This is a genomic window from Streptomyces sp. NPDC003036 (genome assembly GCF_040611175.1).
In the GTDB taxonomy this organism is placed as follows: domain Bacteria; phylum Actinomycetota; class Actinomycetes; order Streptomycetales; family Streptomycetaceae; genus Streptomyces.
Window position 1 is genome coordinate 63,121 of the sequence record NZ_JBEXNO010000031.1, and the last position, 26,223, is coordinate 89,343.

Below are 26,223 nucleotides of genomic sequence, written 5' to 3' on the forward strand. Positions count from 1 at the left end.
CGTGGAGCGTGTGCACGAGCGGTTCGCGGAGCAGGTGCGCCGCGCCCCGGACGCGGTCGCGCTGGTCGACGGCGACGAGAGGCTGACGTACCGCCGGCTCGACGAGGCGGCGGAACGTTTCGCCGGGGCGCTGGCCGGCCACGGGGTGGTGCGGGGCTCGCGCGTGGGCGTGTACCTGGAGCGGTCGGCCGCGATGGTGGTGGCGCTGCTCGGCACGCTCAAGGCGGGCGCCGCGTACGTGATGCTCGACCCCGATTTCCCGGCGGCGCGGCTGCGGGCGATGGCCGCCGACGCGGGCGTCGGCGTCGTCGTGGACCGGGCGGGCGCGCGCTGGGAGCACGGGCCCTCCGTCGACGTGGCAGCCGTGGCGGCCGAGGGCGGGGCGTACGCCCTCGGCGCGGGGGACGCGGGCGACGCCGCGTGCGTGATGTTCACCTCCGGGTCCACCGGGCGGCCGAAGGGCATCGTCGCCTCCCACCACGCCATCACGGCGACGCTGACCGGGCAGGACTTCGCCTCCTTCGGGCCCGGGGCGGTGTGGCTGCAGTGCGCGCCCGTGTCGTGGGACGCGTTCGCGCTGGAGCTGTGGGGGCCGCTGCTGGGCGGCGGGACGTGCGTGCTGCATCCGGGCCGGCGGCCGGACCCGGTGGTGATGGGCCGGCTCGTCGCCGAGCACCGCATCACCTCGGCGTACCTGTCCGCCGGACTGTTCAACGTGATCGTGGACGAGTATCCGCGCGCGGTCGACGGCGTACGCGAACTCGTCGTCGGCGGCGAGGCGCTGTCCGCTCCGCATGTGGCGCGCGCGCTGGAGCGGTGGCCCGGGCTGCGGATCAGCAACGGCTACGGGCCGGTGGAGGGCATGGTGTTCCTCACCACCCACCTGATCGGGCCGGAGGATGTCCGGGGTGGCGAGACGCCCTCCGTGCCCATCGGGCGGCCGCTGGCGGGGAAGCGGGTGTACGTCCTCGACGCGCGGCTGCGGCCCGTTCCGGACGGGGTCGTCGGGGAGTTGTACGCCGCCGGGGCCGGGCTCGCGCTCGGGTACGCCGGGCAGGCGGGGGCGAGCGCGGAGCGGTTCGTCGCCGATCCGTACGGGCCGCCGGGTTCGCGGATGTACCGGACCGGGGACCTGGTGCGGCAGCGGGCGGCGGACGGCGCGCTGGAGTTCGTCGGGCGGGCCGACGCGCAGGTCAAGATCCGGGGCTTCCGCGTGGAGCCCGGCGAGGTCGAGGCCGTGCTGGGGCGCCACCCGGGCGTCCGCCGGGTCGCGGTCGTCGCCCGCGAGGACCACGCCGGGGAGCGGCAGCTCGTGGCGTACGTCGTCGGGCGCGACGGATACGACGAGGCGGATCTGCGCGCGTACGCGAAGAGCGTGCTGGCCGGCCATTTGGTGCCGGGGGCGTTCGTGACGCTGGACGCGCTGCCGCTGACGGGGAACGGCAAGCTGGACCGGGCCGCCCTGCCCGCGCCGGGACCCGTGGCGGGCGGCCTCGGGCGGGCGCCCGGTGACGCGCGCGAGGCGGCGCTGTGCAGGCTGTTCGCCGAGGTGCTGGGCGTGGAGTCGGTCGGCGCCGACGACGACTTCTTCGCGCTGGGCGGGCACTCGCTGCTCGTGGCGCGGCTGCTGGGGCGGATCCACGCGGAGCTGGGCGCCGAGGTCGACGTACGGACGCTGTTCGAGGCGCCGACGCCGGTGGCGCTGGCGCCCCGGTTGACCTCCGTTTCCCTGCCGGCGGAACCGGGTGCTCCGGATGACGGCACGTCGGTGTCGTACGCCCAGCGCAGGCTCTGGTTCCTGGACCGGCTCGACGCGGGCGTCGCGTACAACATGCCCATGCTGGCCCGGCTGCGCGGGCCCGTGGACGCCGGCGCGCTGGCCGCCGCGCTCGGCGCGGTCGTGGCGCGGCACGAGGCGCTGCGGACGGTGTTCGACGCGGTGGACGGCGAGCCGGTGCGGCGCGTACGGGCGGGGGACGCGGCCCGGCCGCCGTTCACGCACCTGGTCGTGGGCGACGCGGAGCTGGAGCGGCGGATCCGCGAGGAGGCGCTCCACCGGTTCGACCTGAGCGCCGAACTCCCCGTGCGCGGCGTGCTGTTCACCGTACGGGAGCGGCCCGGCGAGCACGCGCTGCTGCTGGTGCTGCACCACATCGCGGCGGACGGCTGGTCGCTGCCGCCGCTCTTCCGCGACCTGTCGCGGGCGTACGCGGGTACGGCGCTGCCTCCCCTTCCGGTCGGGTACGCCGAGCACGCGCGGCGCCGGCGGGAGCGGCTGGTGGAACTACGCGACACGCAGCTGGCGTACTGGGAGAAGGCGCTGGCCGGCGTACGGCCGCCGGAGCTGCCGTGGCGCGGCGAGGGCGGCGGGGCCCGGGACGCCGGCACCGTCGTGCGGAGCCTGGACGCCGGGGCGCACCGGCGGCTGGTGGAGCTGGGCCGCGCGCACGGGGCCACGCTCTTCATGGTGCTGCACGCGGCGCTGGCCGCCGTGCTGGCCCGGGCGGGCGCGGGCGAGGACACCGCGGTCGCCGCGCCGGTCGCGGGGCGCGGGAACGACGGGACCGTCGACGACGTGGTCGGCTTCTTCGTGAACCTGCTGGTCCTGCGCGCCGACACGTCCGGCGACCCGACGGTACGGGAGCTGCTGGCCCGCGTGCGGGAGGCGGACCTGTCGGCGCTGGCGCACCAGGACGTGCCGTTCGAGGAGGTCGTCGACGCGCTGAACCCGGCGCGGCGGGTCGGGCGCCAGCCGTTCACGGACGTGGTCCTGGCCCTGCAGAACAACGCCCGCGCGGAGGTGGACCTGCCGGGCGTGGACGCCTCGGTGGAGGTCGTGCGTACGGGCGCGGCGCGCTTCGAGCTGCTCGTGGACGTGACGGACCACTACGGGGCGGGGCCCACGGGTGCGCCGGAGGGGGTGGCGGTCACGCTGGAGTACCGCACGGCCGCGCTGGACCACGCGGTGGTGGAGTGGCTCGCCGACGCCTTCGTAAGGGTGCTGGAGGCCGCGGCCGCCGACCCCGATGTCCGGCTCTCGCAGCTGGACCTCGGCGAGCCGCCCCGTACCGCCGAGGCTCGGACATCGCCGAAGCCGGCGCCCGTGCCGGACGCTCCCGACACCGCGCTCACGCGGCGCGTCACGGCGGTGTGGCGGGACGTGCTCGGCGTCGAGCAGGTCGGGCCGCACGACGACTTCTTCATGCTCGGCGGCAACTCCCTGCGCGCGGTGCGCGTCGCCGCGCGCCTCACGAACGAGGGGCTCGGCGGCGGGGCCGTCACCGCCGCGCAGATCTTCGAGACGCCGACGCCCGCCGGTCTGGCCGCCGCCCTGGGGGCCGCGGACCGGCCCCCGCGCGCCGCCGACTCCCCGATCCCCCGCCGGGCCCGGGTGCCCCGGCAGCGGGCCCAGGAACCGGAGCAGGACCGGCGGGAGGGGGAGCGGTCATGGACCTGAGCGTGATGTTCTTCGGCGCGGACGCGCCGGGCGGGGCGGAGGCCGGAGCCGCGGAGGCCGGGGCAGGGGCCGGGCGGGGGCGGCACGTGGGGGCGTACGACGACATCCTCGCCGTCGCCCGCGCCGCCGACCGGCTCGGGTTCCACGCCGTGTGGACGCCCGAGCGGCACTTCCAGCAGGTCGGGCAGGTGTTCCCCAGTCCGCCCGTGCTCAGTGCCGCGCTCGCCGTCGCCACCGAGCGGATCGCGATCCGGGCCGGCAGTGTCGTCCTGCCCCTGCACCATCCGCTGCGGGTGGTGGAGGACTGGGCGGTCGTCGACAACCTGTCGCGCGGGCGCGTCGGGCTGTCCGTCGCCACCGGCTGGCACTCCGCCGACTTCGTCGTCTCCCCCGGCGCGTACGCCGACCGGCGCGAGCGCGTGCTGCGGGACGTGCCGCTGCTGCGGCGGCTGTGGGCCGGGGAGGCGGTGGAGTTCGAGGACGGCGTCGGGGAGGCGGTGGCCGTGCGGCCCACGCCCACGCCCGTGCAGGAGGCGCTGCCGCTGTGGCTGACCACCTCCGGGAGCCCCGAGACCTGGGAGACGGCCGGGCGGCTGCGGACCGGGGTGCTGGGGGCGACCGTGGGCCAGAGCCGGGACGAGCTGGCCGGGAAGATCGCCCGGTACCGGGCGGCACACGCCGCCGCGCACGGGCAGGACGGGGCCCCGCTCAGTGGCATGGCGCCGCACGGGAGGGTCACGCTCATGGCGCACACCTTCGTCGGCGAGGACGACGCGCACGTACGGCGGCTGGTGGCGGCGCCCCTGACCGCGTACCTGCGCTCGTACGTGCGGCAGACCTCCGCCAACCGGTCCGCCGACCGGCGCACCGCCGGGCTGACGGACGAGCAGACGGCGCTGATGGCGGAGTTCGCCTTCCGCCGCTACCTCACGTGGGGCTCGCTGCTCGGCTCGGCGGAGACCTGCCGGAAGATGCTCGCCGACCTGCGCGACCTGGGCGTCGACGAGGTCGCCTGCTTCATCGACTTCGGCCTCGGCCGGGACGACGTGCTGGCCGGGCTGCACCGGCTGGCGGAACTCCAGGAGGACTTCTAGATGGTGTCGACGGCCGACCGGTTCCGCGCGCTCGGCTCCGAGCAGCGCGTGCGGTTCATGCGGCGCCTGGTGGAGTCGGGGCGGGCCGGGTCCGTGCCCGCCGTCGTGCCGGTGCGGGACGGTGACGGGCCGGTGCGGCTCAGCCCCGCGCAGGAGGACCTGTGGGTGTACGACTCCCTGTATCCGGGGACCCCGGCGCTGAACCTGTGCTCGGCGTACCACTTCGACGGGCCGGTCGACCCCGCGCACCTGGCGGCGGCGCTCACGCTGGTGCGGGAGCACCACGACATCCTGCGGGCGCGGATCCGGGGGCGGGCCGGGGACCTGTGGCTGGAGTTCCCGGACGAGGGGCCCTTCGTGCTGGAGCGGGAGGACCTGCGCGGGACCGGGCGCGGGATCGAACAGGCCCTGGAGGCGTTCCGGCGGCGGCCGTTCGACCTGGCGGGCGACCGGCTGATCCGGGCGCGGTTCGTCACGGTCGACGACCGGCGGTCCACGCTGATGCTGAGCCTGCACCACATCATCACCGACTGGTGGTCCTTCGACGTGCTCCAGAGCGAGTTCGCCGAGGCGTACCGGTCGGTGCGCGACGGCACCGCGCACCGGCTGACGCGGCCGCGTGTTCAGTACGCCGACTTCGCCGCCTGGCAGGGCGAGCTGGAGGCCGCCGGGGTCTTCGAAGCGCGCCTCGGCTTCTGGCGGCGCTACCTCGCCGAGCCGCCGGGGGCGTTGACCGTGCCCGGTACGCCGACGGCGGCGGCCGGCCGCGGTCCCGGGATCGCGCAGGTGCCGTTCCGGATCGAGCGGGAGACGGCGGACGCGGTGCGGGCGCTGGCGCGGCAGCGGGGCGCGTCGGTGTACGTGGTGCTGATGGCGGCGTTCGCGGTGCTCGCGCACCGGCTGTCGGGCGCCGGTGACCTGGTGCTGGGCACGCCGACCGCGAACCGGGCGGCCAAGGGCCTGGAGCGGGTCATCGGGTACGTGATGAACGCCGTGCCCACGCGGTGGCGGATCGGACCGGAGGACTCCTTCGGGGAGGTGCTGGCGCGGTTCGCGGCCGACTTCCCGGAGCTGATGGCCAACGCCGACGTGCCGGTGGGGCGGATCGTGTCGGCGGTGGCGCCCGAGCGGGACGCGGGGCGTTCGCCGCTGTTCCAGTGGGTGTTCATGCACCTGGCGCAGCAGCGCAGTGTGCGGGCGCTGAGCGAGTTCGCCGTGCCCGAGCGCATCCACACGGGCGGCGAGCACGACCTGGTCGGCATCGTCCGGGACGCCGCCGACCCCGCCGAGGGCATGACGGGCAGCTTCGAGGTGCGCACGGAGCTGTTCGCGCCCGAGGCGGTGGCGCGGTGGGCCGAGGCGTACGTGGAGCTGCTGCGGCACGTGACGGCGGCGCCGGACGCCCCGGTGCGCGATCACGACCTGGTGCCGGCGGCGGAGCGGGCCCGGCTGCTGGCGGCCTCGGCGGGTCCGGCGGGGCCGCGACCGGAGACGCTCCCCGGCCTGGTGGCGCGGCAGGCGGCGCGTACGCCCGGTGCCGTGGCGCTGGCGTGCGGCGACGTCGCGCTGACCTACGCCGGACTCGCCGACCGGGTGGACCGGCTGGCCGGTCTGCTCGCGGCGCGCGGCGCCGGGCCCGGGCGGCTCGTGGCGCTGGCGCTGGGGCGGACGCCCGCGATGGTGGTGGCCGCGCTGGCGGTGCAGCGGGCGGGCGCCGCGTACCTGCCGATCGACCTCGACTACCCGGCCGAGCACGTGCGGTACGTGCTGGAGGACGCGGCGCCGGTGCTCATGGTGACCGACCGTCAGCATGACGACCTGCCGGGCGAGATGCCCCTGCTCGTCCTGGACGAGGCGGCGTACGCGGCGCACGAGCCGCTTCCCGTACGGGAGGTGGGCGCGGACGACACCGCGTACGTCATCTACACCTCCGGCACCACCGGGCGGCCCAAGGGCGTCGTCGTCACGCACCGGGGCATCGCCGCGCTGGGGCACGGCTACGCGGAGCGGTTCGGGCTCGGGCCGGACGACCGGGTGCTCCAGCTGGGGTCGCCCGCCTTCGACATCTCGGTCGGTGAGGCGGCGATGGCGTTCACGGCCGGGGCGACGCTGGTCGTGGCGCCCGCCGGGCCGCTGGTGGGCGCGGCCCTCGGGGACGTACTGACCCGGGAGCGGATCACGTGCACCCTGCTGCCGCCGTCGGTGCTGGCGACCGTGCCGGACGGCGCGTATCCGGACCTGCGGGTGGTCGCGTCGGGCGCGGAGGCGTGCCCGCCGGAGCTGGTGGCCCGCTGGGCCGCCCCCGGCACCGGGCGGCGGTTCCACAACGCGTACGGGCCGACCGAGTCGACCGTCGGCGCCACCGCGTCCGGGCCGCTGGTGCCGGACGGGCGGACGCCGACGATCGGGACGCCGGTGGCCGGTACGCGCGCGTACGTCCTCGACGCGCGGCTCCGCCCGGTACCGGCCGGGGTGCGCGGCGAGCTGTACCTGGCGGGCGACGGGCTGGCGCGCGGCTACCTGGGGCGACCGGGGCTGACCGCCGAGCGGTTCGTCGCCGATCCGTACGGGCCGCCGGGCGCGCGGATGTACCGGACCGGGGACCTGGCGCGGTGGCGCGAGGACGGGTCGCTGGACTGCCTGGGCCGCGCGGACGACCAGGTGAAGCTGCGGGGCTTCCGGGTGGAGCCGGGCGAGGTGGCGGCCGTCCTCGCCGAGCACCCGGCGGTCGGGCGGGCCGTGGTGGTGGTGCGCGGCGGGCGCCTGGTGGGGTACGTGGTGCCGAACGGCTCCGTCGGCATCGGGGAGTTGCTCGCGTACGCGGCCGGGCGGCTGCCCGCGCACATGGTGCCGGCCGATGTGGTGGTGCTGGACGCCCTGCCGGTCGCCGCGAACGGCAAGCTGGACCGGGCCGCCCTGCCCGAGCCGGGCGGGGTGGCGGAAGCCGGGCGGGCTCCGGCCTCCGGGCGCGAGGAAGCCCTGTGCGGGCTCTTCGCGGGGGTGCTGGGCGTGGCGTCGGTCGGCGCGGACGACGACTTCTTCCGGCTCGGCGGCGACAGCATCATGGCGATCCAGCTGGCCGGGCGGGCGCTGACGGAGGCGGGGCTCGCGCTCACGCCCCGGGACGTGTTCACGGCGCGGACCCCGGCGGGGCTGGCGCGGGTGGCGCGGGAAGCAGCCCCCGCGTCCGGGGGCTCGGACGCGGGGCGGTTGCCGCTCACGCCCGTCATGCGGTGGTGGCGCGAGCTGAGCCGTGAACACGGCGGTGACCCGGCGGCGTTCACCCAGTCGATGGCGTTCCCCGTCCCCGACGGGGTGCCGTACGAGCGGGTGGCAGCTGCCGTGCAGGGGCTGGTGGACCGGCACGGGGCGCTGCGGATGCGGCTGGTCGACGGCGGCCCGGACGCGGACCAGGTCGAGCTGGAGGTCCGGCCCGTCGGGGACGTACGGGTGGAGGTCCTGCGCGAGGCTCCGGAGGACGCGCGGCTGGACCCGGCGCGGGGCGAGATGCTGCGGGCCGTCCTGGAGGGCGACGGCTCCCTCCGGCGGCTGCTGGTGACGGTGCACCACCTCGCCGTGGACGGCGTGTCCTGGCGGGTGCTCGGGCCCGAGCTGGCCGCCGCGCTGGCGGGCTCGGACTCCCCGGCCCGGGAGGCGGGCGGCACGTCCTTCCGGCGGTGGGCGGAGCTGCTGCGCGAGGAGGCGGCGCGGCCGGACCGGGTGGACACCGAAGCGGCCTGGTGGGAGCGGGCGTTGACGGGCGCGCCGGACGCCCGGATCGCGGGCGGGCGCGGCGCCGGGGCGCCCCGGGCCACCTTCACCGTGGAGTTCGGCGCCGAGGTGACGGAGGCGGTGCTCGGGGCCGTGCCCGCGGCGTTCCACTGCGGTACGGACGCGGTGCTGCTGGCCGCCCTCGCGGTGGCCGTGGAGCGGTGGCGCGGCGGCTCCGGTGTGCTGGTGCACCTGGAGGGGCATGGGCGCGACGCCCTGGCGGACGGGGTGGACGTGTCCCGGACTATCGGTTGGTTCACCACCCAGTACCCGGTACGGCTGGACGCGGGCGGTACGGCGGAGGCGGAGGCGGCTGCGGGCGAGGCGCTGAAGCGCGTCAAGGAGCAGCTGCGCGCGGTGCCGGACGGGGGTGTCGGGTGGGGGCTGCTGCGCTACCTGAACGAGGACACGGCGCCGAAGCTGGCGGCCCTGCCCGTGCCCGACGTCCGCTTCAACTACCTGGGGCGGCTGGGCGGCACCGATGTGGCCGGGGGTGAGCTGCTCGGCGGGGCGGCGGACGCGATGCCGCTGGCGCACGCGCTGGAGATCGACGCGGTGGCGCTCGACCGGGGGCTGGTCGCCGCGTGGTCGTACGCGGAAGGGGTCCTGGACGGCGCCGGGGTGCGGCGGCTCGCGGAGCTGTGGCGCGAGGCGGTCGAAGCGCTGGTGACGGAGGCGGCCCGGGAGGGCGCGGGCGGGCACACGGCGTCGGACTTCGACCTGGTGGAGCTGTCGCAGGAGCAGCTGGAGATGCTGGAGGGGGACCTGTGAGCGAGCGCGGCCCGGCCCGTGGCGGCGGGCGGATCGCGGATGTGCTGCCGCTGGCGCCCGCGCAGGAAGGGCTCTACTTCCACGCGGTACGCGACGCCGGGGGCGAGGAGCCGGACCCGTACGTGGTGCAGGCCCGCTTCCGGATCGGCCCCGGCACCCCGGTGCCGGTGCGGCAGGCCGTGGCGGCGCTGCTGGAGCGGCACCCGAACCTGCGGGCGTGCTTCCGGCACGAGCGGCTGGAGCGGCCGGTGCAGCTGATCCCGCGCGAGGCGGCGGTCGAGTGGCGGGAGGTCGCCACCGGCGACGTACGGGAGGTGATGGCGCAGGAGCGGGCGCGGGGGTTCGACGTGAAGCGGCCTCCGCTGGTGCGGGGTGCCCTGGTGGCGGGCCGCGACCTCGTCCTGACCTTCCATCACCTTCTCCTGGACGGCTGGTCGCTGCCGCTCCTGGAACGGGACCTGGCCGCGCTCTGCGCCGGTGCACCGCTGCCGCCGCCCGTCCCCTACCGGGACTACCTCGCGTGGCTGCGGCGGCAGGACGCCGACGCGGCGCGGGCGGCGTGGCACGCGGCGCTCGCGGGCCTGGAGCGGCCGCCGCTCCTGTCCCCGTCCGGTTCCTCCGAGGCCGCTGTGCACGACCTGGAGCTCTCCGCCGCGCTCACGGCCGCGCTGACGCGGCGGGCCGCCGCGTGCGGGGTCACCGTCAACACCCTGGTCCAGGCCGCCTGGGCGCTGGTCCTGCACCGGATGACGGGCGGCGGCGCGCGGGACGTGGTGTTCGGGGCCGTGGTCTCGGGCCGGCCGCACGACCTGCCGGGCGTGGAGGAGATGGTGGGCCTCTTCATCAACACGCTGCCGGTACGGGTGCGGCTGCGCGAGGGCGAGTCGGTGGGCGGGCTGCTGGCCCGCCTCCAGGACGAGCAGCTGCGCCTCGCTCCGTACCACCATGTGCGGCTCGCGGAGGTGCAGCGGGCGGCGGGGGCCGGGGACCTCTTCGACACGGTGCTGGCGTTCGAGAACTTCCCGCGCTCCGCGGCGGACGGCACCGCCGCCGTGCGCCTCGTCGAGGCGGAGGACGCCACCCACTACCCGGTGACCGTGGCCGTCGTCGCGGGCGAGCGCATGCTGCTGCGGGTCACCTGCCGCCACGGCATCGCGCCCGACGCGGTGGCGGCGCGGCTGGCGCGCGCGCTGGAGGAGCTCGCGGGCGACCCGCGCCGGCCGGTGGCCCGGCTGGACGTCCTGCCGCCCGAGGAGCGCGCCGCGCTGCTGGCGGCGGGAGCGGGACCGGCGGGGGCGTCCCCCGGGCCGGCGACGGTCGTGGAGCGGTTCGCGCAGCAGGCGTCGCGCACCCCGGAGGCGGTGGCGCTGCGCGCGGTGGACGGCTCGGGCTCGGGCTCCCTCACGTACGCCGAGCTGGCGGCCGCGTCGGACGCGCTGGCCCGGCGCCTGGTCGCCTCGGGGGTCCGGCGGGGCGACACGGTGGCGCTGCTGCTGCCGCGCTCGCTGCCGCTGGTGGTGGCGCAGTTGGCGGTGGTCACGGCGGGCGCCGCGTACCTCCCCCTGGACCCGGCCCAGCCGTCCGCCCCGCTGCGCCGGCTCCTCGCCTCCTCGGGGGCGCGTTTCGCCGTGACGCCGGAGCCGGTGCCGTGGCTGCCGCGCGACGTGGCCGAACTCCGCCTCGACGCGGAAGGCCCGGCGGACACCGCACGCTGCGCGCCGCCCGGTCCGGACGACGCCGCCTGCGTCATGTACACCTCGGGCTCCAGCGGCGAGCCGAAGGGCGTCGTCGTCCCGCACCGCGCGATCGCCGAACTCGCCGCCGACCGGCGCTTCGAGGGCGGGGCCCACCGCCGCGTGCTGTTCCACAGCGCGCACACCTTCGACGCCGCCACCTACGAGGTGTGGGTGCCGCTCCTCACCGGCGGGACCGTCGTCCTCGCGCCCCCGGAGCCGGTGACGCCCGACCTCCTCAAGCGGCTCCTGCCCGACGAGGGCGTCACCGCGCTGTGGCTGACCGCCGAGCTGTTCCGCGTGGTCGCCGACGTCGCGCCCGAGGTGCTGTCCGGCCTGCGCGAGGTGTGGGCGGGTGGCGACGTCGTGGCGCCGGAGGCCGTGCGGCGCGTGCGGGAGGCCTGTCCCGGCACCCGCGTCGTCATCGGGTACGGGCCCACCGAGACCACCGTGTTCGCCACCGCCGGGCCCGAGGGCATCGGGCGGCCCCTCGACGGGACCCGTACGTACGTCCTCGACGCCGCCCTGCGCCCCGTCCCCGACGGCGCGACCGGCGAGCTGTACGTCGCCGGGACCGGTCTCGCGCGCGGCTACCTGCACCGGCCCGGCCTCACCGCCGAGCGGTTCGTCGCCGACCCGTACGGGCCGCCCGGCGCCCGCATGTACCGCACCGGGGACCTGGTGCGGCGCCGCGCCGACGGGGTGCTGGAATTCGAGGGCCGCGCCGACGCGCAGGTCAAGGTGCGGGGCTTCCGTGTCGAGCCCGCCGAGGTCGAGGCGGCGCTGGGGCGCTGCGCCGGAGTCGTCCGCGCCGTGGTGACGGCCCGGCCGACGGGGGCGGACGGCGACGGCGGCAAGGTGCTCGCCGCGCACGTCGTCCTCGCGCCGGGCGCCGGGCTCCGTGCCGTACGGCAGGAGGCTGCACGGGTCCTGCCGCCGCACCTGGTGCCGTCGGTGTGGGCGCGCCTGGACGCGGTGCCGCTCACGGCGCACGGGAAGGTGGACCGGACGGCGCTGCCGGAGCCCCGAGCGGCAGGGGAAACGCTCCGCGCGCCCCGGCCCGGCCGGGAGGCGGCGCTGTGCGCGCTGTTCGCCGAGGTGCTCGGGGTGGACGCGGTCGGCCCCGACGACGACTTCTTCGCGCGCGGCGGGCACTCGCTGCTCGCGCTGCGGCTGGCCTCGCGGATCGAGACGGCGCTCGGCGTCCGCGTCCCGCTCGCCGCGCTGTTCGAGGCGCCGGCCCCGGCCGCGCTCGCCGACCGCCTGGACGGGGACGCCGACGACGGCTTCGGGCCGCTGGTCACCCTGCGCCCCGGGCGCCCGGACCGTACGCCGCTGTTCTGCGTGCACCCGGGCTTCGGCCTCGGCTGGGCGTACACGGCGCTGCTGTCGCACCTCTCCCCCGGCCTCCCGGTCCTCGCCCTGCAGTCGCCCGCGCTGCGCGGCGAGACGGACCTGCCCGCCGACATGGGGGCGCTGGCGGAGCAGTACGTCGAGCGGGTCCGCGCCGTCCGGCCGCACGGCCCGTACCTCCTCGTCGGCCGTTCCTTCGGCGGGCCGCTCGCCCACGAGATGGCCGTCCGGCTGCGGCGGGCGGGCGAGGAGGTCGGGCTGCTCGCGGTGGTCGACGCGATGCCGAAGCCGGCCTCCGCCGGGCCCCTCGATCCTGAGGCCGTCGAGCGGGAGGCGGTGCGGCTGCTGCTGCGCAACAACCAGGTGCCGCCGGACGCCTGTCCGCCGGTCCGGGCCGAGGTCTTCGCGCGCGTACGGGACGGGGAGGGCGTCCTCGCCGGGTTCGACGACGCGCGGCTCGCGGCCGTGGCCGACTCGATGGCCCACCACATCCGGCTGGCGCGCGCCTGGCGGCCGTCGCCGTACGACGGGCGGGTGACGCTCTTCTCGGCGACGCGCGCGGCCGAGGCGACGACGGAGGAGAAGGCGGCGGCGTGGCGGCCGTGGGCGGCCGCGCTCGACGTCCACGAACTGGACTGCGGCCACAGCGAGGTGCTGGACGCGGGACCGGCGGCGGCCGTCGCCGCCGTCCTCGACGACGTACTACGGGGGACGTCATGACGGAAGTGGAAGAGGTGGAGGAGTACGAGTTCCCGGTCTCCGACGCGCAGAGCCGACTGCTCGTCCTGGACCAGCTGGCCCCGGGCTCCGCGCAGTACAACGTGCCCGCCGCCTTCGCCGTGCGCGGCCCCTTCGACGTCGCCGCGTTCCGCCGCGCGCTGGACGCGCTGGTGGAGCGGCACGAGGCGCTGCGCACCGTCTTCCGGGCGTCCCCCGACGGGATCCCGGTCCAGATCGTCGCGTCGGGCGGCCGGGCGGCGGTGCGGGTGGAGACCGGCGTCCCGGCGGGCGAGGTGGACGCGCGGATACGGGCGGAGGCGGCGCGGCCGTTCGACACGGCGGCCGGTCCGCTGCTGCGTGCCACGGTGTACGGCGTCGGCGGCGGCTCGCACCGGGTGCTGCTCGTCGCCCACCACCTGGTGTGCGACGGCTGGTCGCTCCAGGTGATCCTGCGGGACCTCTCGGCGGCGTACGAGGCGGAGCTGAAGGGCCTGCCGGACGCGCTGCCCGAACCGCCGCTGCAGTACCCCGACTACGCGGCCTGGCAGCGCGAGCGGATGGAGCGGGGCGCGTACGACCGGGCCGTGGCGCACTGGGCGGATCAGCTGCGCGGGGCGCCCGGCACGGTGGCGCTGCCGCTGGACCGGCCGCGCGCGGTGGTGCGCTCGGCGGCGGGCGGGAGCGTGCGGTTCCGGATCGGCGCCGCGGTGCGGGAGCGGCTGGCGGCCGTGGCCCGGGCGCGCGGGGCCACCCCCTTCATGGGGCTGTTCGCGGCGTACGCGGCCTTCCTGGGGCGGCTTTCGGGGCGCGAGGACCTGGTGATCGGGTTCCCGGTGTCGGGGCGCGACCGGCCCGAGCTCCAGGAGACGGTCGGCATGCTCACCAACACGCTGGCGCTGCGGGTGGACCTCTCCGGCGACCCCTCGTACGGCGAGCTGGTCGCCCGGCTGCGCGAGCGGCTGGTGGCGGCCCGGCCGTACGAGGACGCGCCGTTCGAGGCGGTCGTCGACGCGGTCGCCCCGGCCCGGGAGACCAGCCACGACCCGGTGGTCCAGGTGGTGTTCGCGTACGACGACGACACCGAGCTGTCGCTCGCGCTGGCGGGCGCGGAGGTCGAGCGCGCCGACGTCGAGGTGGAGGCCGCGAAGTTCGACCTGCACCTGCACGTGGAGCGCTGGGGGGAGGACCTGGCGGCGCAGTTCATCTTCCGCACCGGTCTGTTCGAGGCGGCGACGGTACGCGCGTGGGCGCGGTCCTTCGAGACGCTGCTCTCCGACGCCCTGGCCCGACCCGACGCGCCGCTGTCCCTGCTGGACGCGGTCCCGGCGGACGAGCGCGACCGCGTGCATGCGGCCGCCGACCGCACGGCCGAGGCGGCGCCGGTGGACCGCCTGGTGCCGGACCTGGTCGCGGACCGCGCGGCCGAGCGCCCGGACGCCACGGCCCTGGTCTGCGGCGGGCTGCGCCTCACCTACCGCGAGCTGCTCGCCCGCGCCGACGCCCTGGCGTCCCGGCTGCGCGCGGCGGGCGCCCGGCCCGGCGTCCGCGTCGGCCTGCTGCTGCCGCGCTCGGCGGACATGGCGGTCGCGGCCCTCGCGGTCCTGCGGGCGGGCGCCGCGTACGTCCCCCTGGACCCGGCGAACCCGGACGCACGCCTGCGCTACATGGCCGAGGACTCCGGGATGTCGCTGCTGCTGGTGGCGGCGGAGACGGCGGACCGGGAGCTGGGGGTGCGGCCGCTGCGGGTGGACGAGCCGGGCGACGGGACCCAGGGGGGTGAAGCCCTGCGGCCGGGGCCCGCCGACCTCGCCTACGTCCTCTACACCTCCGGTTCCACCGGCGTCCCCAAGGGCGTGGCCGTGGAGCACCGGGCACTGGTGAACCTGGCCGTCGCCGTGCGGCCGGTGTTCCCGGTCACGGCCGAGGACCGGGTGCTGCAGTTCGTGTCGTTCGGGTTCGACGTGGCCGTGTCCGACCTGTTCTTCCCGTGGGTCGCGGGTGCCGAGCTGCACATCGCGCGGGAGCACGAGCGGCTCGGGGACGGGCTGTTCGCGCGCTTGCGGGACAGCGGCATCACGTACGTGTTCCTGCCGCCGTCCGCCGCGATGATGCTGCCCGAGGGGGCGGGCGCCGCGCTGCCCCGGCTGCGGACGCTCGCCGTCGGCGGGGAGGCGTGCCCCGCCGAGCTGGTGGAGCGGCTGGCCGCGCCCGGGCGGCGGATCGTCAACGCGTACGGGCCCAGCGAGGCCACCGTGTACGCGACCACCGCCGAGCTGCGCCCCGGCGAGCCGGTGGTCATCGGACACGCGGTGCCGGGCGCCCGCACCTATGTGCTGGACGCGCGGCTGCGGCCGGTGCCCGTCGGGGTCACGGGCGAGGTGTACGTCGCCGGGGCCTCGCTGGCGCGCGGCTACACCGGCCGCCCCGGCATGACCGCCGAGCGGTTCGTCGCCGACCCGTACGGGCCGCCCGGCAGCCGCATGTACCGCACCGGCGACCTGGGGCGGATCGACGCGCACGGGGTGCTGCACTACCTCGGGCGCGGCGACGCGCAGGTGAAGCTGCGCGGCTTCCGCGTCGAGCTCGGCGAGGTGGAGGCGCTGCTGGCGGGGGTGCCGGGGGTGTCGATGGCGGCCGCGGCCGTGCGCGGCGACCGGCTGGTGGCGTACGTCGTCGGCGACGCGCCCGACGAGGCGCTCCGTACCCGGCTGGCGGAGCGGCTGCCCGGCTACATGGTGCCCGAGGTCTTCGTCCGCCTGGACGAGCTGCCGCTGAACCGCTCCGGCAAGATCGACCGGGCCGCGCTGCCCGAACCCCCGGCGGAGCGACCCGCGTTGGCGGAGTCGTACGCCGCGCCGGGCAGTGACACCGAGCGCCGCGTCGCGGCGGTGTGGGCGCGGGCGCTGACCCTCGACCGGGTGGGGATCCACGACAACTTCTTCGAACTGGGCGGCAATTCGGTGCGACTGCTGGCCGTCCTGGCGGCCCTGCGCCGCGCCGGGTACGGCGAGGAGGCGCTGACCCTCGTCGACCTCTTCCGGCACCCGACGGTCGCCGCGCTCGCCGCATACCTGGACGGCGGTACCGGCGGCGCGCCCGTACCCCGCACGCGGCGGGACCGCGCCGCCACCGCACGAAGGCTCCGCAGCAACCGGAAAGGCTCCTGAAACCGATGAACGACGTTCCCGAAGGCGTCCCCGAAGGCGCGATAGCCGTCGTCGGCATGAGCGGGCGCTTCCCCGGCGCCCCCGACCTGGCCGCCTACTGGGCGAACCTCCAGGGCGGCGTCTGCTCGCTGACCGACTTCGACGCCCCGGCGGGCGAGGTCGGCACCAAGGGGCTCCTCGCGGACGCCGACCGCTTCGAGGCCGGGCTCTTCGGCTTCCACCGCACCGAGGCCGCCGCGCTCGACCCGCAGCACCGGCTGCTGCTGGAGACGGCGTGGGCGGCGCTGGAGGACGCGGGGTACGACCCGCTGCGGGCGCCCGCCCGTACGGGTGTGTACGTCGGCGGCTCGCCCACCGAGCACGCGCTGGCCGCCGCCACCGACCGCGGGCTGGCGGCCCGGATCGGCGCGACGCAGGTGCGGATCCTCACCGACCGGGAGTTCCTGGCGCCGTGGATCTCGTACCGGCTGGGGCTCGACGGGCCGAGCATGAACGTCCAGACGGCGTGTTCGACGTCGCTGACCGCCGTGCACCTGGCGGCGCAGGCGCTGCTGCTGGGCGAGTGCGACACCGCGCTCGCGGGCGGCGTCTGCGTCGACGCCGTACGGCCCCGGGGGTACGTCCACGTCGACGGCGGGATCTACGCGCCGGACGGGCGGTGCCGGCCCTTCGACGAGAAGGCGGCCGGGACCGTGCCCGGCAACGGCGTCGGCGTGGTCGTCCTGCGGCGGCTGGAGGACGCGCTGGCGGACGGCGACCCGGTGCGCGCGGTGGTGCGCGGCTCGGCGGTGACGAACGACGGGGCGACGAAGGTCGGGTTCACGGCTCCGGGCGTGGACCGGCAGACGGCGGCGATCGTGGAGGCGTGGGAGGCGGCCGGTCTGGACCCGGCGCGGGCGCAGTACCTGGAGGCGCACGGGACGGGCACGGAGCTCGGCGACCGCATCGAACTGGCGGCGGCGGGCACGGCGTTCGCCGGCGCGTCCGCCGTCCGGCTCGGGTCGGTCAAGTCGAACATCGGGCACCTGGACGCGGCGGCGGGGGTGGCGGCCTTCATCAAGACGGTGCTCATGCTGGAGCACGGCAGGCTCGCGCCGACGGTCAACGTCGAGTCGCCCCATCCGGACCTGGAGTCGTCGCCGTTCCGGCTGGCCACGGAGGCGGGAGCCGCGTGGCCGCGCCCGGCGGACGGCACGGGCCGGCTGGCGGGCGTGACGTCGGTCGGCATCGGGGGCACCAACGTGCACGTGGTGCTGGAGGAGGCGCCGCCGCGGCCGGCCCCCGCTCCCGCCGAGGGCTCCTTCGTGCTGCCGCTGTCGGCCCGCACCGAGGAGCAACTGCGGGCGCTGGCGGGGAGGTTGGCGGACACCCTGGGCGCGTCGGACGCGCCGCCGCTCGCCGAGGTGGCGCACACCCTGCGCACCGGGCGCACCGCCCTGCCGGTACGGACGTACGTCGTCGCCTCCGGCCCGGCCGAGGCCGCGGAGAGGCTGGCCGCCGGGGTGCGGGACCCGCATCCGCTGGGCGAGGCGTGGCTGGCGGGCGGGGAGGTCGCCTGGCCGGAGGCGCCGGAGGGCACGCGGCGGGTGAGCCTGCCGACGTACCCGTTCGCGGGCGAGCGGCTCGGCGCGCTCACGCTCGGACAGGGCGCGCCGCAGGCCCCGGCGCCGGAAGCGGCTCCGGAAGCCGGCCTGGAGGCGGCGGTGGCGGGGGCGCTGCGGGAGGCGCTGGGCCTCGACGCGTCCGACGAGGCCCTGGACCGGACGTACTTCGAGGCGGGCGGCGACTCGCTCACGGCCGTGCACCTCGTGTCCCGGATGGGCGACGAGTTCGGCATCGACGTACCGATCGACCTGTTCCTGGAGCAGCTGACCCTCGCCGAGCTGGCGGCCAGGATCGTGGCGCTGCGGGCCGGGGACGACGAACTGGACGCGCTGCTCGACGAGTTCGAGGCGGAGGCGGAGTCGTGACCGTGCCCCGCACGGCGGTGGACCTGCTCGACCCGCGCGTGCACGCCGAGGTCGACCTGCGCGGCGTGTGGCGGGAGCTGCGCCGCCGGGAACCGGTGCGCTGGCAGCCCGTCGACCCCGCGCGGGGCGCGGCCGTGCCGGGCTTCTGGGTGGTGACGCGCCACGCGGACGTGACCCGGGCGCTGCGCGACGCGCGGACGTTCTCGTCGGAGGGCGGGAACATGCTGGCCACGCTCCTCCAGGGGTACGACCGCGGAGCCGGGAAGATGCTCGTGGTGACGGACGGCGAGCGGCACGCGGCGCTGCGGCGGCTGCTGTCCGGCGGGTTCGGGCCCCGGCAGCTGGGGCCGGTGACGGAGTCGATCGCGCGCGCGACGCGGGAGCTGCTGGCGGAGGCGGTGGCGCGGAGCGGCGCGGGAGAGTCCGTCGACTTCGTGGCGGAGGTCGCCGCGCAGGTGCCGCTGCGGGCGATCTGCGAGCTGCTGGGCGTGCCGGCGGCGGACCGGGCGCAGGTGCTGGAGCTGACGAACGCGGCGATGCTGGGCGAGGAGAGCGCCGCGGCGTCCGTCGAGGCGCGGATCGCGCAGAGCGAGATCATGCGCTACTACCTGCGGCTGGCGGCCGAGCGGCGCGAGGCGCCGGGCAGCGACATCATCAGCCTGCTGGTGACCGGCACGGTCGACGGGCGCCCGCTCACCGAGGAGGAGACCCTCCTCAACTGCTACAACCTCATCATCGGCGGCGACGAGACGGCCCGGCTGTCGATGGCGGGCGGGCTGCTGGCGCTGGCCGCGCACCCCGGGCAGTGGGCGCGGCTGCGGGCGGACGCGTCGCTGGTCGAACCGGCCGCCGAGGAGATCCTGCGCTGGACGACGCCGGTGGCCCATGTGGGCCGTACGGCCGCGGTGGACACGGAGCTGGGGGACGGCACGCGGATCGCGGCGGGGGACGCGGTGACGCTGTGGTGCGCGTCGGCCAACTTCGACGAGGAGGCGTTCGACGACCCGGACCGCTTCGACGTGGGGCGCGACCCCAACCGGCACGTCACCTTCGGCTTCGGCCCGCACTTCTGCCTCGGCGCGCAGCTCGCCCGGGTGGAGATCCGGGCGATGCTGGCCGAATTGCGCGCCCGGGTGGCGTCCTTCGAGGTGACGGGCCCGGCGCCGCGGCTGGCGTCGAACTTCGTACGGGGGGTGAGCGCGCTGCCGGTGGCGTTCAGGGCGACGAGCGAGCCGTGACGGGCGCGTGCCGACGCGCCCGTCAGTCCCGCCAGTCCCGTCTGTCCCGTCACGCCGAGCGCTTGCGCGGGGCGGCCTTCTTGGCGGTGGTCTTCTTCGCCGCCGGCTTCTTCTCGGCCGCCTTCGACGCCTTGGACGTGGACGTGGACTTGTGGGACGCGGCCGGCTTCTTCTGCCCGGACTCGGCCGCCTTCGCGGACTTCGCGGTCTTGGCGGTGGACTTCTTCGCACCCGTCTCCTTCGGGGCCGCCTGCGCCTTCTTGCGCGGGCGCGGGGACAGCTCCGTCACCGAGGCCTCCGCGGGGGCGGGCTCGCCGCGGGCCTCGCGGGCGGCGCGGACGCTGTTCTCCAGGGCGGCCATCAGGTCGATGACCTGGCCGCCCGCTTCCTTCCTGGGCTCGGACGGGACCTCCAGGGCGCCCTCGGCCTTGGCGGCGATGAGCTCCTCCACCGCCTCGCGGTAGTCGTCGTGCAGGGTGTGGATGTCGACCTCGCCGAGCGTGTCCATCAGGGCGTCGGCGAGGTCGAGTTCGGCGTCCCGCACCGTGACATGGGTGTCGGGGGCGACGCCCTCGGGGGCGCGGATCTCGTCGGGCCAGAGCAGGCCGTGCATGGCGATCACGTCGTCGACGACCCGCAGCATGCCCAGCCGCTCCCGCCCCCGCAGGGCGAACTTGGCGATCGCGACCCGGTCGCTGCGCTTGAGCGCCTCGCGCAGGAGGGTGTACGGCTTGGCGGCCGGGACGCCGTTCGCGGCGAGGTAGTACGCCGCGTCCATCTGGAGGGGGTCGATCTCGGAGGCCGGGACGAAGGCGACGATCTCGATCGTCTTGGCGGTCGGCAGCGGCAGCGCGGACAGGTCCTCGTCGGTGATCGGGATCATCGTGCCGTCGGCCTCTTCGTACGCCTTGCCGATCTCCGACGTCTGCACTTCCTCGCCGTCCAGCTCGCACACCTTGCGGTAGCGGATGCGGCCGCCGTCCTCGACGTGGATCTGCCGGAAGGAGACGGACTTGTTCTCGGTGGCGTTCACCAGCTTGATGGGGATGCTGACCAGGCCAAAGGAAATCGCACCATTCCAAATGGACCGCACGGTTCGTCCCTTTCATCCCGTTCGTCCCGGTTTCATGGGATTCTCATCGTATGACGCCGATCACCGAGGTGGAGGGGCGACGGCTGGCGCTCAGCAACCTGGACAAGGTCATCCACCCCGCCACCGGCACCACCAAGGGCGAGATCCTGCACTACTACGCGACCGCCGCCGCCGTCCTGCTCCCCCACCTCCAGGGCCGCCCGCTGTCCTTCCTGCGCTACCCCGACGGCCCCGACGGCCAGCTGTTCTTCACCAAGAACCCGCCGCCCGGCACCCCCGCCTGGGTGCGGACCGTGCCCGTCCCCCGGTCGGAGGACAAGGGCATGCGCCAGGTGGTGGTCGAAGACCTGGCCTCGCTCATGTGGGCCGCCAACCTGGTGGTGGAGTTCCACACCCCGCAGTGGCGGGCCGACGCCCCCGCCGAGGCCGACCGGCTCGTCCTCGACCTCGACCCCGGCGCGCCCGCCACCGTCGTGGAGTGCTGCCACGTCGCCGTCTGGCTGCGCGAACGGCTCGCCGCCGACGGCCTGGAGGCGTACGCCAAGACCTCGGGTGCCAAGGGCCTGCACCTGTACGCGGCACTGGAGCGGGCGCCCTCCGAGCGGGTCTCGGCGTACGCGAAGAAGCTCGCCGTCGAGGCGGAGGCGGAGCTCGCGGGGCTGGTCGTGCACCGGATGACCAAGGCGCTGCGGCCCGGCAAGGTCTTCGTCGACCACAGCCAGAACGCCGCCGCCAAGACCACGGCCGCCCCGTACACCCTGCGGGCCCGCCGCGAGCCGGTCGTCTCCACGCCCGTCACCTGGGAGGAGGTCGAGGCCTGCGGCCACCCCTCCCAGCTCGCCTTCCGCATCGAGGACCTCCCGCCGCGCCTGGAGCGGTACGGCGACCTCCTCGCGCCCCTGCTCGACCCCGACCTCGCGGGGCCCCTGCCATGACCGGGGCCGCGGCCGCCGCCGCTCCGCGACCGCCCGTGCGGGTCGCGCTCGCCGAGACGGTGGGCGCGCTGCCGCGCGAGGCGGGACTGGCGTACGAACCGAAGTTCGACGGGCACCGGATGGTGATCTTCCGCCAGGACGGTGACGACGTGGTGCTCCAGGCCCGCTCCGGGCGGATCATCACCGCCGCCTTCCCCGACCTCGCCGAGGCCGCCCGGCACCTCCCGGCGGGCACCGTCCTCGACGGCGAGGTGGTGGTCTGGCGCGAGGGCCGCACCGACTTCGCCGCCGTGCAGGGCCGGGCCTTCGCCACGCCCGGCCGCGCCCCCGGGCTCGCGCGGCGGCTGCCCGCCTCGTACGCCGCCTTCGACGTGCTCGCGGCGGACGGCGCCGACCTGCGGCCGGTGCGCTACGACTGGCGGCGCGAGCGGCTGGTGGAACTGCTCGCGGAGCTCGGGCCGCCGATCCAGGCGGTGCCGATGACGACCGACCCTCAGCTCGCGGAGACCTGGTACGAGACGCTGCCCGAGATCGGCGTGGAGGGGCTGGTGATCAAGCGGCTCGACCAGCCGTACAAGCCGGGCAAGCGGGTGTGGCGCAAGTACCGGCACACCGACACCAGGGACGCGGTGGTGGTCGGCTTCACGGGCGCGCGCGAGCGGCCCGCCGCGCTGGTGCTGGTCCTGCCGGACGACGACGTCCCGGTGGTCTCCAGCCCCCTGCCGCCCGCGCTGCGTGCCCGCGCGGGCACGGCGCTGCGCGCGCTCACGCCCGGCGAGCCCGCGACCGCGCAGGCGGTCGGCATCGGCGACGTCGCCTACCGCTCCGTACCGCCGGAGGTGACGGCGGAGGTGGCGACGGGCACGACCCGGCACATGGTGACGACGGTGCTGCGGCTCAAAGACTGAGCCAGCTGCGGCGGTCGCGTGCCGTCGCGTACAGCGCCTCCACGTCCGCGGGCTTCAATACACCGCCGAGCCCGGCGAGCGACGGGATCTCGCCGTCCCGCACCACCCGCACGTCCCGCGGGTCGGGGACCCGGTCCAGCAGGCCCGCGTCCGTCACCGCGAGGAGCGGCCGCACCGCCGTGGCCAGGGCGTGTGCGGCCCGCTCGGCGTCGCGGCGCAGCCACCGCAGGTGCGGGCGCGGCTCGGCGCGGCCCACCGCGACGTCCGGGTCGGCGATCCGCACCCGGCGCCCGCGGGCGGCGAGGGTGCGCACCGCGAACACGCCGCCGGGGCCGATCGCCAGGTGGTCCAGGCGCGCCGCGCCCGGCAGCGGTACGGAGTGCAGGACGCGCCAGCCGGCCCCGTCGAGCCGGTCGAGCGCCTCGCCGACGCGCTGCTGCGCCGCGAGCTCGGCGGGGCGCGGATCGCGCCCGAAGCGGCGCGGCGGGGTCCGGCCGAGCGCCAGGTGGAGGGCCTCGCCGGGGCGGTTGGGAGCGAGGTCGTCGTCAGGGTGGAGGGAGAGTCGCCGCAGGTCGGCGGGGGTGGGGACGGGCGGCGGCCCGATGGTGACGGTCCCGGTGACGAAGGGCGCGAGGGCCGCCATGACGGCCTCCTCGTACGCGTCGTGGAGCAGGCTGATCCGGCCGCTGTCCCGGTCGTACCAGGCGACCGCGCGGCCGTCCGGCAGGCTGACGTGCAGCCGGTCCCGGCCGTACCGGCGGGTCGGCGTGACCCGCAGTCCGCTCATGCCGCATCACCCCCACGCCCATGGGAACAGGCCCGCTCGCGGGCGGCAAGACGCGGGGCGACGCGTTGCGACGGCCGTGCGGCGGGCGTGTCGGAACGGTGGCGATGCGTGTCCGATTGGCGGGTCATGGTGGCCGCCCGTGTGGTGCACTATTGCCCCCAAGTGCAGTGTTCACGGGGAGGGATGGGCATGTTCACGGGGATCGACGAGGTCGACTGGGCCTCGCTGGGTCATGCCTACGGACCGGCCGACGACGTGCCCGCGCTGCTGCGCGGGCTGGCCTCCGACGACCCGGCGGAGCGCGAGGCCGCGCTGGACGGGATGTACGGAACGGTGCACCACCAGGGCGATGTGTACGACTCGACGCTGGCCTGCATCCCGTTCCTGCTGGAGCTGGTGGCCTCCCCCGAGGTGCAGGACCGCGGCTGCATCATCGAGCTGCTGACCAGCATCGGAGGCATCGACCTGGGCGGCGACGACGAGCTCGCCGCGCTGGACCCGGAGGACGAGGAGTTCGAGGACGCGGCCAACTACGCGATGGCGTCGGCCGCCGTCGCCGCCGGGTCGGACGTGTTCCTCGGGCTGCTGGGCGACGGGGACCGCGAGGTGCGGCTCGCCGCGCCCGGCGCGTTGGCCTCCCTGCACGGCGACCCGGCGCGGGTGCTGCTGCTGGTGCGGGAGCGGCTGACCGTCGAGACCGACACGGAGGTGCGGCTCGCGCTGGTCGAGGCGGTGGGCCGGATCGCGCTGCGCTACGAGTCGCTGCGCGACGAGACCGCGGAGTGGCTCGCCTGGCTGACGGACGCCGCCCAGGACCCGGCGCTGCGGCTGGCGTCGCTGGCCCAGCTGGCGCGGTGCGCGCCCGCGCGGCTGCCGTCGGACGTGGTGGCGCGGGTGACGGGGCTGCTGGCGGAGCTGCGGCGGGTCCCGCGCACGGAGCCGGCCCTGGAGGTGAAGCCCGTCCTGGAGGTGAAGCCGGCCCTGGAGGTCGAGCCGTTCGGCCGCCCGCTGTGGTCTCCGGCGCCGGCCGGGTACGTACGGGAGGGGTGCGACGAGCAGGGGGCGGGGTGCGGCACGGCGTGGGCGGACGACCTGCTGCGGACGCTGCACTGCGCCCTGGACGACCGGGTCGACGACCGCATCGGGCTGGTCACGTACCAGCTGCGCAGCCCCGACTGGGGGCAGCGGGCCGACGCCGTGTGGATGTGCGGGGGCCTGGTCCAGACGTGGCGCGGGGCGTACGACGAGGTGGTGCGGCTCGTCGGGGCGCAGCTGACCGACCCCGAGCCGCGGCTGCGGACCGCCGCGGCGGCCTGGCTGGAGGGCCTGTTCGAGCTGGCCCGCCCAGCCGCCGACGCCCTGGCCGCGCGGGTGGCGGCGGATCCGGCGCCCTGGCAGCCGGAGCGGGTGGGCGGCCCGGCGTGGCTGGGCAGCGCCCTCCTCGCGCTCACCCGCGCGGGCGACGCCCGGGCGGTGCCCGCGCTGGCCTGCGCCCTGGACGAGCCCGAGCTCAACGTGCACCTGATGTACGCGGTGCCGCACCTCGGCGAGGCGGCCGCGCCGCTCGCGCCCCCGCTGCGGCGCCGGCTCGCCGGGCTGCCGCTGGACGACCGGCTCAGCGAGCAGGCGGGGCCGCTGCTGCTGGCGCTGGCGCACCTGCGGGCGGTGGAGGCGCTGCCGGAGGTGCTGCGGGTGCTGCGCGGGGCGCCCGCCTTCCGCCGCGAGTGGGTGGTGGAGTCCGCGCTGCGCGCGGTGGCGGCGTTCGGCCCGGCGGCGCGCGAGGCGGCGGAGGACCTGCGGGCGCTGCTGGGCGACGGCTCGGCGGGGCTGGTGAGCATGGCCGCCCGGGCCCTGTGGGCGGTGGACGGCGACGCCGGGCCCGTACTGCCGAGGCTCAGAACCCTGCTGCGGGCGCCGGACGCGCACGAGCGGCGCGAGGCGGCGTGGGCGGTGGGCGCGATCGGCGGGGCGGCCCGGGCGGCGGCGCCGGAGCTGCGCGCCTGCCTGACGGCGCCGGACCTGTGGCTGCGGGTGGACGCGGCGGTGGCGCTGTGCCGGGTGACCGGGGACGTACAGGAGGCGCTGCCGGTGCTGGTGGCGGCCTGGCGGGAGAACCGTTACACGCGGGTGGAGATCGCCGAGTGCCTCGCCGAGCTGGGACCCCTGGCGGCCCAGCCCGCCGCGCCGCTGCTGCGCAGCGAGCTGGCCCGGCAGCGCCGGCACAACGTCTCGGAGGGCAGCTCCGGCGACCACGACATCCACCACGACGAGAAGCTGCTGGCCCTGTGCCGCCGGGGACTGGGTCACCGGCCGGCCACCACCGGTCGACAAAAGGGACTTCCGTACGAATAAGGTTGACGGGACGAACGAGGTCGACGAGACCGCCGCCCGGCCGAGAGCAGGAGCACCAGGACCACCGTGAGCCGCCCGCACCGCCGTGCCGCGTACGCGGCGCTCCTGCCGCCCGCCGCCGCGCTCGGCACGCTGCTGCTGGCGGGCTGTGACGACCCGGGCGCCCTGGAGAGCGCGGGCCCCACGCCGACGGCGGTCGGACCGGTGCGCCTCTGGCCCGACCTGCCTCCGGTGACGGCGCCGCCGATCGACTACGGCGAGAGCGACACCGAGCGCGTCCCCGGCATCCGCGTCCCGGACGGCGATGTGCGCGGGGTCGACCCGGTGGCGGTCGTCCGGGCGGAGGTGGCGGCGCACCCGGACCAGTACAGCGGCCCGGACGGCATGGACGAGGGGACGGCCCGGCGCATCGAGCGGTGCGGCAGCGAGCCCAAGGGGTGCCCGGTGCTCGCGCCGTACCACCGGGACCTGACCGGCGACGGCAGGGACGAGCTGATCGTCGGCATCCGGATGCCGGACCAGCAGCTGGGGCTGCGCGTCTACCTGCCCGAGCGGGGCGGGCTGACGCGGATCATGTCCACGGTGGAGCAGATCGTGAGCGTGGAGCTCGCGGGCAAGGACCTGGTGACGCGCGTGGTCTCGGCGGGCATCCCGGGCTACGAGTACCGCACGGCGTGGACGTGGGACGGGCAGCAGCGGACGATGCTGCCGACGCGCGACGAGATCATCCGAGTCAAGCCGTCCGCGCCGCGCCCGGACACGGCGGCCACGCCCACGCCGGCGAAGCCAGTCGGCCACTTCACGGCCGGTGCAGGCGGGAATGCGCGCGAGCAGATTGCGGTGGGTCTCTTCGGAGAAGACTTGGGACATCGGC

The 26,223-nt window shown here is 76.6% G+C and carries 13 protein-coding genes; 11 read left to right on the forward strand and 2 right to left on the reverse strand.

What is annotated here, in order from left to right; translation table 11 throughout:
- Position 1 precedes the first annotated feature (1 nt).
- Genes ABZX67_RS22675 through ABZX67_RS22705 form a run of 7 tightly spaced genes read left to right on the forward strand, consistent with a single transcriptional unit; the run spans position 2 to position 19,274 of the window.
- Positions 2-3,457: an amino acid adenylation domain-containing protein gene (locus ABZX67_RS22675; RefSeq protein ID WP_355362934.1), complete on the forward strand. Its 3,456-nt coding sequence runs from the start codon at positions 2-4 to the stop codon at positions 3,455-3,457.
- Complete coding sequence (locus ABZX67_RS22680; RefSeq protein WP_355362936.1) at positions 3,448-4,551, forward strand: MupA/Atu3671 family FMN-dependent luciferase-like monooxygenase; 1,104 nt, start codon at positions 3,448-3,450, stop codon at positions 4,549-4,551. The genes ABZX67_RS22675 and ABZX67_RS22680 overlap by 10 nt, the downstream gene beginning before the upstream one ends.
- Positions 4,552-9,093 (forward strand): amino acid adenylation domain-containing protein, encoded by a 4,542-nt coding sequence (locus ABZX67_RS22685; protein WP_355362938.1) that lies wholly within the window; start codon positions 4,552-4,554, stop codon positions 9,091-9,093.
- Positions 9,090-12,899 carry an amino acid adenylation domain-containing protein gene (locus tag ABZX67_RS22690; protein WP_355362940.1) on the forward strand — a complete coding sequence of 1,270 codons (3,810 nt, stop codon included), beginning with the start codon at positions 9,090-9,092 and terminating at the stop codon, positions 12,897-12,899. Before ABZX67_RS22685 ends, ABZX67_RS22690 begins: the two co-directional genes overlap by 4 nt.
- Positions 12,896-16,066, forward strand: coding sequence for an amino acid adenylation domain-containing protein (locus ABZX67_RS22695; protein WP_355362942.1), 3,171 nt, complete (start codon positions 12,896-12,898; stop codon positions 16,064-16,066). The genes ABZX67_RS22690 and ABZX67_RS22695 overlap by 4 nt, the downstream gene beginning before the upstream one ends.
- A 5-nt stretch (positions 16,067-16,071) precedes the next feature.
- Entirely contained in the window at positions 16,072-18,036 is a 1,965-nt protein-coding gene (locus ABZX67_RS22700) for a beta-ketoacyl synthase N-terminal-like domain-containing protein (protein ID WP_355362944.1), read from the forward strand.
- Positions 18,033-19,274 (forward strand): cytochrome P450, encoded by a 1,242-nt coding sequence (locus ABZX67_RS22705; RefSeq protein ID WP_355362946.1) that lies wholly within the window; start codon positions 18,033-18,035, stop codon positions 19,272-19,274. The genes ABZX67_RS22700 and ABZX67_RS22705 overlap by 4 nt, the downstream gene beginning before the upstream one ends.
- A gap of 49 nt (positions 19,275-19,323) precedes the next feature.
- Here the strand turns inward: ABZX67_RS22705 and ABZX67_RS22710 are convergent, their stop codons facing one another.
- Positions 19,324-20,367 carry a Ku protein gene (locus ABZX67_RS22710; RefSeq protein WP_355362948.1) on the reverse strand — a complete coding sequence of 348 codons (1,044 nt, stop codon included), beginning with the start codon at positions 20,365-20,367 and terminating at the stop codon, positions 19,324-19,326.
- A 50-nt stretch (positions 20,368-20,417) separates the two neighbouring features.
- Between ABZX67_RS22710 and ligD the strand changes: the two genes are divergently transcribed.
- Positions 20,418-21,302: a non-homologous end-joining DNA ligase gene (gene ligD / locus ABZX67_RS22715; protein ID WP_355362950.1), complete on the forward strand. Its 885-nt coding sequence runs from the start codon at positions 20,418-20,420 to the stop codon at positions 21,300-21,302.
- Positions 21,299-22,210 (forward strand): ATP-dependent DNA ligase, encoded by a 912-nt coding sequence (locus ABZX67_RS22720; RefSeq protein WP_355362952.1) that lies wholly within the window; start codon positions 21,299-21,301, stop codon positions 22,208-22,210. The genes ligD and ABZX67_RS22720 overlap by 4 nt, the downstream gene beginning before the upstream one ends.
- Here ABZX67_RS22720 and ABZX67_RS22725 read toward each other — a convergent pair.
- On the reverse strand, positions 22,200-22,997 hold the full coding sequence (locus ABZX67_RS22725) for a nuclease-related domain-containing protein (protein ID WP_355362954.1): 798 nt from the start codon (positions 22,995-22,997) through the stop codon (positions 22,200-22,202). The genes ABZX67_RS22720 and ABZX67_RS22725 overlap by 11 nt on opposite strands.
- 189 nt (positions 22,998-23,186) lie before the next feature.
- Between ABZX67_RS22725 and ABZX67_RS22730 the strand changes: the two genes are divergently transcribed.
- On the forward strand, positions 23,187-25,349 hold the full coding sequence (locus ABZX67_RS22730) for a PBS lyase (RefSeq protein ID WP_355362956.1): 2,163 nt from the start codon (positions 23,187-23,189) through the stop codon (positions 25,347-25,349).
- Between the two features lie 66 nt (positions 25,350-25,415).
- Positions 25,416-26,223, forward strand: an 808-nt coding sequence (locus ABZX67_RS22735; RefSeq protein ID WP_355362958.1) for a hypothetical protein, incomplete at its 3' end; no start/stop codon positions are given.

Bases quoted from the DNA above. Each gene is read 5' to 3' on its own strand.
- ABZX67_RS22680 (WP_355362936.1), top strand. From the start codon at position 3,448: ATGGACCTGAGCGTGATGTTCTTCGGCGCGGACGCGCCGGGCGGGGCG.
- ABZX67_RS22685 (WP_355362938.1), top strand. From the start codon at position 4,552: ATGGTGTCGACGGCCGACCGGTTCCGCGCGCTCGGCTCCGAGCAGCGC.
- ABZX67_RS22695 (WP_355362942.1), top strand. From the start codon at position 12,896: ATGACGGAAGTGGAAGAGGTGGAGGAGTACGAGTTCCCGGTCTCCGAC.
- ABZX67_RS22700 (WP_355362944.1), top strand. From the start codon at position 16,072: ATGAACGACGTTCCCGAAGGCGTCCCCGAAGGCGCGATAGCCGTCGTC.
- ligD (WP_355362950.1), top strand. From the start codon at position 20,418: ATGACGCCGATCACCGAGGTGGAGGGGCGACGGCTGGCGCTCAGCAAC.
- ABZX67_RS22720 (WP_355362952.1), top strand. From the start codon at position 21,299: ATGACCGGGGCCGCGGCCGCCGCCGCTCCGCGACCGCCCGTGCGGGTC.
- ABZX67_RS22725 (WP_355362954.1), bottom strand. From the start codon at position 22,997: ATGAGCGGACTGCGGGTCACGCCGACCCGCCGGTACGGCCGGGACCGG.
- ABZX67_RS22730 (WP_355362956.1), top strand. From the start codon at position 23,187: ATGTTCACGGGGATCGACGAGGTCGACTGGGCCTCGCTGGGTCATGCC.